Annotated in this window: 10 protein-coding genes and 1 pseudogene; all 11 read right to left on the bottom strand. The window is 42.1% G+C overall.

The window, feature by feature from the left end; all coding sequences use genetic code 11:
* Positions 1-22: 22 nt before the first annotated feature.
* Positions 23-1,099: a multiple monosaccharide ABC transporter substrate-binding protein gene (chvE, locus tag L1611_RS17555; RefSeq protein WP_322972574.1), complete on the bottom strand. Its 1,077-nt coding sequence runs from the start codon at positions 1,097-1,099 to the stop codon at positions 23-25.
* A 125-nt stretch (positions 1,100-1,224) separates the two neighbouring features.
* Positions 1,225-2,706, bottom strand: coding sequence for an L-arabinose isomerase (gene araA / locus L1611_RS17550; RefSeq protein ID WP_236315014.1), 1,482 nt, complete (start codon positions 2,704-2,706; stop codon positions 1,225-1,227).
* Positions 2,684-4,393 (bottom strand): ribulokinase, encoded by a 1,710-nt coding sequence (locus L1611_RS17545; RefSeq protein ID WP_236315013.1) that lies wholly within the window; start codon positions 4,391-4,393, stop codon positions 2,684-2,686. Before L1611_RS17545 ends, araA begins: the two co-directional genes overlap by 23 nt.
* A gap of 18 nt (positions 4,394-4,411) precedes the next feature.
* Complete coding sequence (gene araD, locus L1611_RS17540) at positions 4,412-5,104, bottom strand: L-ribulose-5-phosphate 4-epimerase (protein WP_236315012.1); 693 nt, start codon at positions 5,102-5,104, stop codon at positions 4,412-4,414.
* A 321-nt stretch (positions 5,105-5,425) separates the two neighbouring features.
* Positions 5,426-6,562, bottom strand: coding sequence for a GntR family transcriptional regulator (locus L1611_RS17535; RefSeq protein ID WP_236315011.1), 1,137 nt, complete (start codon positions 6,560-6,562; stop codon positions 5,426-5,428).
* Positions 6,563-6,808: 246 nt separating this feature from the next.
* The gene (locus L1611_RS17530; RefSeq protein WP_322972576.1) at positions 6,809-7,081 is read right to left on the bottom strand and encodes a DUF6250 domain-containing protein; all 273 of its coding nucleotides are present in this window, start codon (positions 7,079-7,081) and stop codon (positions 6,809-6,811) included.
* Positions 7,072-9,450 carry a glycoside hydrolase family 32 protein gene (locus tag L1611_RS17525; protein WP_407681744.1) on the bottom strand — a complete coding sequence of 793 codons (2,379 nt, stop codon included), beginning with the start codon at positions 9,448-9,450 and terminating at the stop codon, positions 7,072-7,074. The genes L1611_RS17530 and L1611_RS17525 overlap by 10 nt, the downstream gene beginning before the upstream one ends.
* Positions 9,451-9,777: 327 nt before the next feature.
* A pseudogene (locus L1611_RS20975) lies at positions 9,778-10,392 on the bottom strand (glycoside hydrolase family 32 protein); the annotation flags it as partial.
* Between the two features lie 62 nt (positions 10,393-10,454).
* Entirely contained in the window at positions 10,455-11,450 is a 996-nt protein-coding gene (locus tag L1611_RS17520; protein WP_322972573.1) for an ABC transporter permease, read from the bottom strand.
* On the bottom strand, positions 11,428-12,993 hold the full coding sequence (locus L1611_RS17515; RefSeq protein WP_236315009.1) for a sugar ABC transporter ATP-binding protein: 1,566 nt from the start codon (positions 12,991-12,993) through the stop codon (positions 11,428-11,430). The genes L1611_RS17520 and L1611_RS17515 overlap by 23 nt, the downstream gene beginning before the upstream one ends.
* Before the next feature lie 73 nt (positions 12,994-13,066).
* Complete coding sequence (locus L1611_RS17510) at positions 13,067-14,038, bottom strand: substrate-binding domain-containing protein (RefSeq protein ID WP_236315008.1); 972 nt, start codon at positions 14,036-14,038, stop codon at positions 13,067-13,069.
* Between the last annotated feature and the right edge of the window lie 82 nt (positions 14,039-14,120).

Here is a 14,120-nt window from a genome sequence, read left to right as displayed (position 1 = left end):
CTAAATCATCTTACTCAAACAGTTATTTAAGCTGATCTTCAGTATAATAACCAGATTCAACAAGTACTTCCTTATAATTGTCAATATCTACAGGAATCGGTTCAAGCAAGTAAGCTGGCACCACTTTTGAACCGTTATCATAGGTTTCTTTATCATTGACTTCAGGTTCTTCGCCTTTAAGAACAGCATCAGCCATTTGTACCGCTTTTTCTGCTAAACTTCTTGTATCTTTGAAAATGGTTTGTGTCTGCTCGCCTGCGATAATAGACTTGATGGAGGCCAATTCAGCATCTTGACCGGTTACAATCGGCATCGGTTTGTTGCCTGAACCATAGCCGACCGCTTTTAAAGAAGAAATAACTCCCCTGCTGATTCCATCAAATGGTGAATAGATCACATCCAATTGTTTACCTGAATAATGGGCACTCAAGATATTATCCATTCTTTCTTGTGCTTTACTTCCACTCCATCTTAACGTAGCAGCTTGTTCGAACTTTGTTTGCCCACTTTGGACAACTAATTGACCTTTATCGATATAGGGTTGCAAGATTGACATTGCCCCGTCCCAGAAGAAATAAGCATTGTTATCATCCGGGGAACCAGCGAATAACTCGATATTAAAGGGGCCTTTCCCATCTTTTAAACCTAATTCTTTTTCAATATATTCACCCTGTTGGACACCAACTTGAAAGTTATCAAAAGTTGCATAGTAACTTACGTGATCAGAGTTCATGATCAATCGATCATAAGCAATAACAGGTATTTCTTGATTTTTTGCTTGATTCAAGACATCCGTCAATGCTTCTCCATCAATAGAAGCGATTACTAAAATGTCTACACCTTTCGTAATCATATTTTCTATTTGAGATATTTGGTTTTCTACAACGTCTTCTGCATACTGAAGGTCAACTTTATATCCCAATTCTTCAAATTCAGCAGCCATGTTCTCTCCGTCTTTCACCCAACGTTCAGAAGACTTCGTCGGCATCGCTATTCCAACGCTTTTCTTCCCTTCTCCTCCGCTTGCTCCTTCCGAATTACCACATGCTGTCATCAAGGATAAGACGATAATAGATACTAAAACTAACATCTTCTTCATTAGATTGTCCCCTTTAGAAAATTATTGAACACTTCCTACCACACCAATAACACCGTTTTCATTATTTATTGCAAGGCACACCTCCTTAATCAATGACCATTAATCTATGAAAATTTTAATAACGACTAAACTCTTCTGATTTCATCCATCAGTTTGAGTTCATTCCTTAAATGTCGTACATTGGTTGACTGATCGATGATGATGCATTCAATTCCTGCCATATCAGCGAAATCATATAACTGCTCTAAAGTGACTTCCGTTGAAAAAACGGTATGATGTGCTCCTCCAGCATAGATCCATGACTCAGTAGCTTCACTTAAGGAAGGCTGAGGTTTCCAAAGCACTTTCGCAACTGGTAAGTGCGGGGTCTTTTCTTGTACACGGACTGCTTCTACTTCATTCACTACTAAACGGAAACGTCCCCCTAATTCTATTAAGGAAGCATTGACCGCTTTTCCCTCGGTTCCATTAAAAACGAGACGTGCCGGATCATCCTTCCCTCCGATATCAAGCCGCGAGACCACGATTTCCGGCTTTTCACTAGACAGTGTTGGACAAATTTCCAACATATGTGAGCCAAGGACCATTTCATTTTCCGGGTCTAAATGGTACGTATAATCCTCCATGAAAGAGGTTCCTTTATTATGTGAAATAATTTTCATCATTCGTAAAAGAGCAGCCGTTCTCCAGTCCCCTTCACCTGCAAAACCGTACCCCTCTGCCATCAAGCGCTGAACGGCTAAACCAGGTAACTGCTTCATCCCGTGCAAATCTTCAAAATTGGTTGTGAACGCATTATAATTTTTTGAAGATAGGAAAGATTTCAAGCCCAGTTCGATACGAGCCTGCTCCTTAATGGATGCTTGAACCCCCTCTGAATCACCATCAATCAGATCATATAATTCCGTATACGTATGATATAGATCTTCCACTTCCTGTTCTGTGACTTTTTCTATTTCCTCTACCAAATCACCTATTCCATAATAATCAACTGTCCATCCGAATTTGATCTGAGCCTCCACTTTATCTCCATCGGTTACGGCTACATTACGCATGTTATCCCCAAAACGCGCTACACGAATGTTGCTTCCTTCTGTATGAGCAACGGCTGTTTTCATCCATCCGGCCATTTTTCCAACAACTCCAGCATCCTTCCAGTGACCCACCACAACTTTTCTCGCGATATTCAGGCGGGATACCATGAATCCATACTCACGGTCTCCATGGGCGGATTGGTTCAAGTTCATAAAATCCATATCTATGGAGTCCCATGGAACATCCCGGTTATATTGTGTATGAAGATGAAGCAAAGGCTTCTGCAGCGCTTTTAATCCAGCAATCCACATTTTTGCCGGGGAAAAGGTATGCATCCACGTCAGCAATCCTGCACAATGATCATCCGCGTTTGCTTCAACCATGACTTTATGAATATCGTCTGATGATGTCAAAACGGATTTGAACACGATCCGAAAAGGCAAGTCTTGCTTTTCATTTAAATCACCCACGATTTCTTCTGAGTGAGCCTGGACTTCTTCTAATGCTTCTTTTCCGTATAAATGCTGACTTCCTGTAACAAACCAGAATTCATAAGGTCTGATTTTCAACATAATAACTCCCCTTCCTTGCATTTCCTGGATTTCTAAGCGCTTTCAATTTTTTCATCACCTGATTTTCTCCTCTTCCAAAATAGTCATGAAGGGTAGAATATTCCTGGTATAGCTCTTCGTAGATTTCAACATGGGCAGGGATCGGTTCGATCGTTTCTTCTTTTATCCTTGCCATCTTCTCAGCAGCCTCAACGACATTATCAAACCCACCTCGTTCACTGCCGGCCGCTATGGCGCCAAACATTGCAGCTCCCAGGGCTGGGGTTTGTTTTGAATCAGCAATTTTTATCCTGCGGTTGGTAACGTCCGCATAAATCTGCATGAGCAATTTGTTCTTTTGAGGCAGGCCACCGCAAACATAAAGTTCATCCACTGGTACCCCATTGTGATGAAAAGCATCGACGATTTTCCTTGTCCCGAAGGCTGTAGCTTCAATGAGAGCCCTGTAGATTTCTTCAGGCTTTGTTTGCAGAGTGGCTCCGATCAGAAGCCCGCTTAATTCGGTGTCAACGAGTACAGAACGATTTCCATTCCACCAGTCTAATACTAGAAGTCCTGTTTCACCTGGGTGATACTCCGAAGCCTTATGTTCTAAATATTGATGCACATTCATTCCTTGTTTGTCCGCAGCGTCCTTGACGTAAGAAGGTACACCGTGAGCAATGTACCAGGCGAAAATATCCCCTACAGCCGACTGCCCCGCTTCATACCCGTACAACCCTGGGATGATACCATCTTCTACGACTCCGCACATGCCCTCTATATATTTTTCTTCATCTCCAAGCAACAAATGACAGATCGATGTTCCCATGGTCATGACCATTTTTCCAGGCGATGTCACTCCAAGAGCGGGTACAGACGCATGAGCATCTACATTTCCCACTGCTACTGGAGTCCCTTCGCACAATCCGATCCTTTTCGCCATATCCTTTGTGATTCCCCCAGCTTTGGTTCCTAAAGGGACAACCTCACCTCTTAACTTCGTATCCGTCAAATCTTCTAATCTAGGATCCAAGGATCGAAAAAAGGCTTTGCTTGGATAACCGTTTTTTTTATGCCAAATCGATTTATACCCAGCCGTACAGCTGTTTCTCAAAAGGTTGCCTGTCAGCTGGGAGATCACCCAATCTGCAGCTTCTATGAATTGATCAGCAGCATCATAGATTTCAGGTGCTTCTTCGAGGATTTGCCATATTTTCGCGATCATCCATTCGGAAGAAATTTTACCTCCGTACCGTTTCAAAAACTCTTCCCCACGATGTTCGGCGATTCTATTCAGTTGATTCGCTTTATCCTGAGCAGCATGATGCTTCCATAGCTTCACCCATCCGTGCGGGTTATTACTCCACAAGTCATTGAAAGAAAGCGGGGAGCCTTCCCCATCGATTGGAAGCATCGTACAGGCTGTGAAGTCGATCCCTAGGCCAATGATATCCTCAGCATCAACGCCAGAAGCATCTATGACAGAAGGGATAGATTCCTCCAGAACTTCTATATAATCACCTGGGTGCTGCAGAGCCCATTCATGTCCAAGCTTAACTTCTGTTCCTGGCAGCCGCTTATCAATCACTCCATGACGATAAGGTGTGACGTGGTCCGCAACTTCTTCCCCATTGGTTAGAGACACTAATACCACTCGCCCGGATTCTGTCCCATAATCCACTCCTATTGCATACTTTGTTGACATAACGTTCCTCCTCACTAATCATTGACCGTAATAAGCATTCGCTCCATGCTTTCGTAAATAATGCTTATCTAATAACGCCTGGTCCATGTCGGGTGTATCAGGATTTATTTGATACGTATGAATGGCCATTTTCGCTACCTCTTCTAAAACAACGGCATTGTGCAAAGCATCCTTAGGATTACGTCCCCAATTAAACGGTGCATGACTATGGACAAGTACACCAGGTACTTGACTAGGGTGAAGGCCCCTCTTCTCAAAGGTTTCTACAATGACGTTTCCTGTTTGCTCTTCATAATCTGCATGAATTTCACCATTAGTCATCTTACGCGTACATGGAATCTCTCCGTAAAAGTAATCTGCTTGCGTCGTCCCTAAACAAGGAATACCTTTACCTGCCTGCGCCCAGCTGGTCGCCCAGGGAGAATGGGTATGTACAACGCCTCCAAGATACGGATATTTTCGATATAGGACTAAGTGTGTCGGTGTGTCAGATGATGGTTTTAATTTTCCTTCAACAACATTCTCCAGAAGATCCACCACAACTAAATCTTTTGTCGTAAGCTCGTCATAAGGAACTCCGCTCGGTTTAATCACCATTACCTGTTTCTCTTGATTGAAACCGCTTACATTTCCCCATGTAAATGTAACAAGATTAAGTTTAGGGAGAGCCTTGTTTGCCTCAAGCACTTGCTGTTTTAAATCCTCCAGCATAGCCAGCCACCTTCCTCTCAACTTATACGTATAACTTTGTCTGTCTGTTTAATCTTAAAACAATTTATACGTACAATCAAGAAAAAGAATGACAGAAAATAAAAAATTTTTTATTTTTATAGGCAAACCCCTTCATGACAACGTTCCAGGGCCCTCAAGTTATGAAAAGTTGTACCTTCTTAAAATGTAAAGAAGACTTGGCAAAGCCAAGCCTTAGGCGTAGGATGAGTCATAGTTGCACTTATACTGAAGAAAGTATTTTATACTTTCTTTAAGTGTAAAAAAGAGTACTATTCGTTAAATAGTACTCCTTCGTATTCTTTACGTGGCATCCCGAAGGCTTTTACTTGAAGGGTTTATATTTTTAGTAGATTGACGTAGGACCAATTCAGGGGAATAGATCACGCTTTTCACTTCTTCAGTACTATCTTGGGTTATTTGCTTACGTTTGATCAATTTTAATATTATTTTTCCAGCAGTCTTTCCTAAATCAGCTTTCGGATGTTCAATGGACGTTAACTTTACTTCTGACATTTCCGCCAAAAACGAGTTATCGAAACCGATGATGGATAAATCATCAGGAACACGAAGGTGGTTCTCTCGAATGACATTCAGCAATTTCATTGCCAGTTCATCGTTATAACATACGATGGCTGTAGGACGAGGCACTTGCTGGCTTAAGAAGCTTTTCAGTACTTCAATCGGCTTCGTATGTTTTTCGGATGTATTATAAGAAATAATATGCTTAGGATTGATCGGGACCCCATACTCTCGATGAGATTTTAAGTATCCTTTCATCCTAAGAGTTCCTTGCATGTCATCGGTTTTGAAAAACCCGAGGATGTCCTTATGGCCATTTTTAATCAAATGCTCTGTCTGCAAGTACGCGCCCCGTTCATCATCAACGATAACTCTTACTGGCTCTAATGCATCATAATAGGCGTTGATCATAATGTATGGAATATTCAAACGTTCAAGATTCAAGTAATAATCAATGTTTGGGTTGGAATAAGCACTCTGGGTCGGCTCAATGATGACTCCATCAAACCCTTGGGATATAATCTTTTCTAAATAAATTCGTTCTTTTTCATGATCATTGTTTGTGTTGAATAAAGTGACATGATATCCCTGATCACTCAAATAGCCTTCAGCTCCACGAATGATCGAGGGAAAGATATAATCAGAAATGTAAGTTGTAACAATAGCAATATTTTTCCTTGAACCTGAATCTTTTCTCGTCTGCTCCGTACGATCCGCACAAAAAGTACCTGCACCTTGCTCTCTATAGAGCCACCCTTCGCTCACAAGCTCTCCAATCGCTAACCTGACCGTGTGCCGACTCACATTGAATTGGCGCATCATCTCACTTTCAGATGAGATTTTTTCATGCGACTTATACGTACCATCTAAAATCTTAGATTTAATAGACTTTTTGACGAACTTATATTTGGTTTCCATTCATTCACCCCACAGCAACATATTCGTATAAGTTAGCTTACCATACTTTATCATTTAACTATAAAGAATTATTTTAGGATATATTAAGGATAAACAGGTCCGTATTCTAGATATACGACATTATTAGAATGCATGAAATCTAGAATAAACCGACTTCCCACATTTGAAAAAACACAAAAAACCCGAATGGCAGACACCTTTTTGAAGTGCCTATCATTCAGGTTATAGTCTGTCTACAAAATGATGTCAATCTTCATTCATCTTCACTTTGTTAAACACTACTGTTGAATCCCATACGTTTAAGCCTAAATACCCCTCTTTATATGTGGAATCCTTTATGTCAATCACTAGCTTTTTGTCCAAATATACCTTTATATGTTCACCTTTCGTTTCTACCTTTATGCGATAATCCCGATTGGCTTTTAACTTCAACTTACCATCGTCATTGTAGGTTGCCAGGTCAATTCCCTTTCCATCTAAAAATTTGATAAGTTTGACTTCATTATTTTTTACATCAATATTGGCTGCATATCCGTTCTTTGCATCAGGATCAGAACGAAAACCAAAGCTCCTGCGCCTACTAAATTATCAACTAAATCTTGTTCAGGGTCGTCCGGATGGGAGTCGGAATCCAGCACTTTAATATCCGCTTCATACTGAAAATCATGTCCTTCTTGAGCCGATATATTAAAAGAATCGCCACTGCTTTGGCCTTGTAATCCTTCCCTCGTCTTTGCCCAGCTCCCCGAAACAGGCTTCCAGCCGGTTAAATTTGTTTTAAAACGATTCTTATCTTTCCAAATACTCTTTAATGGATAAATTTCCAACGAATTTAAGGTGACCTCTCCATCTTCACTATATATCTCCAACCCTTTACTTGAAGGATCAGGAAAAATTTGGTCGGTGATTACGATTTCTCCGTCTGTTCCGAATACTTCAACAGCTGAGCGATCAACAAAAATATGCATTTTCACTTTACCATCTGAAGCTGTTAGCGGGCCAGCATGCCTATCTACAACATGATCACCATAGTCAAAATCATCGGAATTTGCACGATCAACAAAAAGCTGTTCCCTTGCAATATCGTACCCTATTTTAGTGTATTCTTCTCCATCCCCTTTTCTCACTTTAAAACCAAACTCTGATGCATTCGTATTAGAAACATCGAATTCGGCGATCATTTCATACGTATCTCTTGAGAAATCAGAAAGAAGGCTGCTGTTGTTTGAAATTACTACATTATCATAGGAAGTCATTTGTCTATTGTTTTGAATACTTTTTAGAGAAACAGGCGTTTGTTTTAAACGGGTCCCCTCTTCGGTTTGAGTGAGTTCCATTGTGCGTGGTAAAGACATCGAACTTCTCCAAGTTGAGGTAGGTGTTTCGTGAGCATACTGCCAGTTGCTCATCCAGCCGAGCCAGTATTTTTCTCCATGATCTCCTTCGATCCCACTCCAGTCAACGGCAGCATAATAATCCGCTCCGTAATCACTCCATAGTACTTTATCTGGAGGATTCTCATTGGTAAATGTTTTTCCATCAAAGTCACCAACAAAGTATTGCATACCAGATCCACCAGCAGGGCCCCCGTCATTGATACTTACTTGCAGGACCCACTTCGTGTTATTGGAATCTCCATCAATCGGAAGTTCCACTAATGTCGGGCACTCCCAAACTCCCCCATTACTTCCGTGGGTTGAATCAATCCACTCTCCTGATACCGATGTCCACTCTTCAATCGTCCCGCTTTGTTTGGAATTATTTTTTTCGGGCTCTTTAGCTACCTGGTCGACCTCATCAGGAATCGGTCCTTCATTATAAACATTGAAATCATCGATGTTGATATGCCCCCACCCGCCAGTAGCCTGATCCACTGCTTTAATATAGAAAACTTCTCCCACATATTCAGAAGCATCCCAGACATAACGCTTATATGTTTCGTCATCTTTAAACTTAGTGTTAGCCTGGCGGATTAGTTCCTGTCCGTCAGAAGCTCTAACCAAGGATACATAACGGTTGCTGATATCATTCCCTCCGCCTAACAGAAAGTTGATTTCCCCGGACCCACTTAATTTGAAGTAGGAAGAACGCAACTCGCCTATTGCATTATCCCCACCATGAAGGTCGGAAAATCCCCATAAATGATAATTCCCTTGAGCCTCAAAAGGTCCACCCCAGTAGTTGCTTACATCGGTAACGTGATCATCTGTAAAGGCATTTCCTTTCATAGAGGTCCATCCAGTCAAATCGCCTGTTTCAAAATCATGGTTGGCAATTACGATATCAGAAGTTCTAATGTTTTCTCCTTTTTTTACATTTTGAAATAGTGTGGTAGAGTTCCATACATTTAACCCAAGGTACCCATCTGTAAAAGTACCATCCTTAACATCATGAATGAGGGTGTCATCAACATAGACTTTTATATGGTCGTCATATGCATCGATTTTCAGGCGATAAGTCTGGTCCGTTTCGATACTCATCGATTTTTCAGCTAAAACAGTGATTTTCCCGTTCTCGATCTTCATCAGCTTCGCCACATCGTTTAAAGCATCAACATTGGCAAAGTAGCCGTTTTTTACATCTTGATCAGCACGGAAAACGAGAGCTCCAGCTCCACCTTCTCCTTGATCTTTTGATACTTTGACTTCCGATTCGTACAAAAAGTTATCGGCCGTTTGACCACTCAAAGTAAAGGCATCTTCTTTAGAAGCCCCTGTTTTCCCCTCTAAGGAGTCTTCCCATGATCCGCTGATCGCCTTCCAGCCAGACAAATTAGTTATGAAATTGGATGTATTTGTAAATTCGACGTTACGAAATGCAGCCGTTGAGCCACTGGATATCAACCCATAATATCCATGGGCAAATGATTGGTCATTCTGCTGTATCATAAGCTGATCATCCACAAAGACTTTTATATTGTCACCATCAGCCACTGCCTTGACGTGATACGTCGATGAAGTTTCTACGTCCATTGTTTCACGAGCCAGCTCTTCTACGTCACCATTCACGATTTTACTGAATGTCACGCGATCATTTTTTGCATCAACATTGGCGATGTACGCATTGTTTCCTTCTTTGTCCGATCGAAAGACTAATCCGCCGGAACCCTCACGGCCATTCTTTTCATTAAGCGTTATATCACCTTCATAACTAAACGAACTTCCGGTATAGTCGGACATAGCGTACGATACCCGATCAAGACTGTTGGATTGGATACCGCCATCTGGACCGAATTCACTTGCAAATTCCCATTCTTTTAAATTGGGAGATGTATAAAACATAATTTTATTTTTGGCCGCAAGCGACATGACCCACTGGCTGGAGTCTTCATGCCAGAAAACCTTGGGGTCACGCCAATCTGCGACAGGAGGATCCGGCATCACCGGGTTACCTTCATACTTTTCCCATGACCTTCCCTTATCAAGACTGTAAGCAAGACTTTGGACTTGTCCATTTGGGCCGGAGTGGGTAAAAATAGCGACCATTGCTTCCTTCCCAAAACCTGCTGTATTCTCCCAATCTATAACGGCACTTCCTGAGAATATATGGCCATGTTCGTCAGGATATAAAGCAATCGGAAGGTGCTCCCACTTTACAAGATCTTTACTAACCGCATGCCCCCAATGCATCGGTCCCCAAGTTGTACCGTAAGGATGGTACTGGTAAAACAAATGGTATTCTCCTTCGTAATAAACCATCCCATTCGGATCGTTCATCCAGTTTGCTTCAGGAGAAAAATGAAATTGATTCCGGTAGGGCTCTTCATAATATCCTGACTCATCCGCAAGTACATATGCCGGCACACCTACAATAAGCAAACAGAGCAACAACGAAAACCTTCTATTCCATACAGATTTATCCAAATGGTAATTCCTCCCCTTCCTTTACATTTTTAGGAACGTAACCGGTCAATTAATACTGCTGATACAATGACTCCTCCCTTGACGACAAGTTGCCAGTAATAACTGACGTCCATTAGCGTAAGACCATTAGTAATGACTCCCATAATCAACACTCCAATGATGGTGCCCTGAATCTTACCGACACCGCCTGTTAATTTTGAACCACCTAAAATTACCGCTGCGATGGCATCAAGTTCATACATATTTCCTGCCGTCGGCTGACCTGAGTAAAGTCGGCCAGCGAGTACTACACCGCCTAAACCAGCGAGTAAGCCGCTGATAGAATAAACATTAACCAATGTCTTTTTCACTTTGATCCCAGTTAATCTAGCCGCTTCTTCATTTCCGCCAATCGCATAAATATGGCGTCCAAACATCGTGTATTTTAAAACAAGAAACATAACGATATACACGAGGATCATTAAATAAATGGGTGTAGGGATCGATAAAATAGAACCTGATCCTATGAATCGAAAGGTATTAGATTCTAAGACAACCGGATAGCCTCCACTTGTGACATAGGCCAGTCCTCTCACATAGGTCATACTCGCTAATGTAACGATAAAAGCAGGCAGGCCGATCTTGGCTGTAAATACGCCATTAATGAAACCCACAAGATAACCAGCTCCAACACCGAGCAGCATGGCTAAAATCGGATTTATTCCTGTCTGGGAAGCCATGACCGAAACGACTCCGGATAGGGCTACAATGGATCCCACGGATAAATCAATACCACCGGTCAAAATAACAATCGTCATTCCTGCAGCTAAAATGGCAGTAACCGATACTTGTTTTAGGATGTTTGTCAGATTGGACGAGTCTAAAAAGTTTGGTGCCATTACGCTCATTACTATACATAGCAAAATTAAAATAATGACCATCCCAAGCTGATTCCAGACGGTTGAAGCATGATGACCGAGCTTGAATCGGGACTGGACAGGTGGCTGGGCCGCTGGCTGCTGATTAGTCGACAGAATTGATTTCATCTTTATTCCCTCCCGTTGCGTAATGCATAATGCGTTCTTGAGTAGCTTCATTTTTCTGAAGGTGTCCGGTGATCCTTCCTTCATTCATAACAAAAATCCGATCACTTATCCCGATCACTTCAGGAAGTTCAGAAGAGATCATCAAAACTGCGAGCCCTGCATCGGCAAGTTCTGAAATAATTTTATGAATTTCCGTTTTTGCTCCTATATCTACACCACGTGTTGGTTCGTCGAGCAGCAGTACTTTAGGGTTTGTCGACAGCCACCTGGCAATGACCGCCTTTTGCTGGTTCCCGCCGCTCAAACCAGAAATTGACTGATCGGGTGAGGCTGTCTTGATTTTTAAGTTTTTGATATACACGTCAGCTGCATGGTTTAAAGAATTCCAATTAATCTTCAAGCTCTTTTTATGCTTTTTTAGTTCCGCCAGCAAGATGTTTTCTTTTACAGACATATCAAGAAATAGTCCTTGTTCCTTACGGCTTTCTGGCACGAGGGCAATCCCATACCTGATTGCATCGATCGGGGACTTGATTTGAACCTTTTCTCCCGCTACCCGGATTTCTCCCTGAAGGATATCCGAGGCGCCAAAGATCGACCGGACAAGCTCTGTTCGACCTGCCCCGACAAGTCCTGCGAATCCGACAATTTCTCCTGGATAGATCTGAAAAGACAGATCCCTTACAAAAGTATTATCACTTAAATTCTTCACTTCTAATGCAGGGTTTTCTTTATCCCTTGCTTTTATATCGTTTCCTTTCGACCGTTGAAACAAGCCTTTCAGGTCACGGCCAACCATTAAATTGACTAAATGATCCGTGTTCGTTTCTTGGATAGGACCACTTTTAATCCACTCTCCATCACGCAAAACGGTATAACGATCGGAAATTTTAAAAATTTCTTCCATCCGATGGGAAATATAGACGATCGCAACACCCTGTTTTCTTAAGTCCTTTATGATTTCAAAAAGCCTGTCAATTTCTTTATCCGTTAAAGAGGCAGTCGGTTCATCCATAATCAAGACTTCAGCTTTGTATGAGAGGGCTCTTGCAATTTCCACCATCTGCTGCTGGGCTACACTTAACGTCGATACTAGTGTTTCTGGCTTTAAATCTGATCCCATGGAAGTCAACACTTCCTTTGCCCGTCTATGTACTTTTTCCCAGCGCACCATGCCGAATTTATTTCGGGGATATTTTGTTCCCATCAAGATATTTTCACTGATGGTCAAGTTAGGGGCCAAGTTAAGTTCCTGATGGATCACACCAATACCCATTTTTCTTGCCGTCATCGGGTCCTTCCAGGTAACTTGGTCAGTTTTATAAGTGATTGTTCCACTGTCTTGGTCAGGCATATAAACGCCCGATACTATTTTCATTAATGTGGATTTTCCGGCTCCGTTCTCTCCCATTAAGGCGTGGACTTCACCAGGGTATAGCTCGATGTTTACATTTTTCAACACCGTTGTGCCAGAAAAAGTTTTATTAATCCCTTCCATCTTTAAAATAGGCGTTCTTGCCTCTACTTTTTCCTGCATAATCATAGCTTTCACTCCTTCCTTGATTGAAATGACGGCCCTTGTTGAAACCACAAGGACCGTACGTTCGATATAAAGATTACCAACCTTTATAGGAATCTAAGTTGTCTTGAGTCACTAAATCTACTGGAATTTTGATCACTTCTTCGATAGATTCGCCATCCAATACCTGGATTCCAACATCCATAGCTTTTTTGACCATTTCACCCGGATTCTGGGCCGATGTTCCTGCAATCGAACTTCCCTCTTTCTTCATCGCTTTAATGACATCAGGAGAGCCATCGACACCCACAATGTAAAACTCATCCTGGCGGCCAGCTTGCTGCTGTGCAATCTCAGCCCCAATGGCTACAGGGTCGTTGTTGGCAAAAACAGCATCAATGGTTCCTGGCTTATTCGCCTGCAGAATGCTCTCCATCACCTGCAACCCTTTTTCACGGTTTCCTTCGCCATTTTGCTTAGCGATCACTTTAATATCAGTTCCTTCAATCGTATCTTCAAACCCCGCAATCCGATCTTTTACAGCGGTAACAGGAGGTCCGTCAATTACAACGACATTCCCCTTTCCACCAAGATCTTCAATCATATATTCAGCTGCGAGAGCTCCTGCCTGGTAGTTATCAGAGGTAACCGTACCTTCAATCCCTCCACCAGCCCCGACATCAACGCTAATGACGGGGATTCCGGCTGCATCTGCTTGAGCGACAGCCCCGGCGATTCCCTCAGAATCAACAGCATTCAATAAAATAAGATCTACACCTTGGGTAATGAAGTCCTCTATTTGAGAGGTTTGCTTAGCTAAATCTGCATCAGCTGCCTGGATGATAATTTCAGCTCCTAATTCTTCCGCATATTCTCCAGCAGCTTCACTCATCGACACGAAAAACGGGTTTGCCAGATTGTTGAGCGTCAATCCGATCTTAAGATCCCCTTTTTTGTTGTCAGCGCTTTCATTTTCCTGCCCAGAAGTTTCGTTATTTCCACATGCAGACGCGAATAGAAGCAGAACTCCCATTAAAATTACACCGATCTTCTTTTGTTTGATTTGCATTTTTATTACTTCCCCCTCGATGGATTATTTTCAGAAATCGATGAATACGCTTACAAATGAACGAACATTCCCCCTCCTTTCT

It is taken from the genome of Pseudalkalibacillus salsuginis, assembly GCF_021646685.1.
GTDB classification, from domain to species: Bacteria; Bacillota; Bacilli; order Bacillales; family Fictibacillaceae; genus Pseudalkalibacillus; species Pseudalkalibacillus salsuginis.
This window is presented reverse-complemented; position numbering and strand designations above follow the sequence as displayed.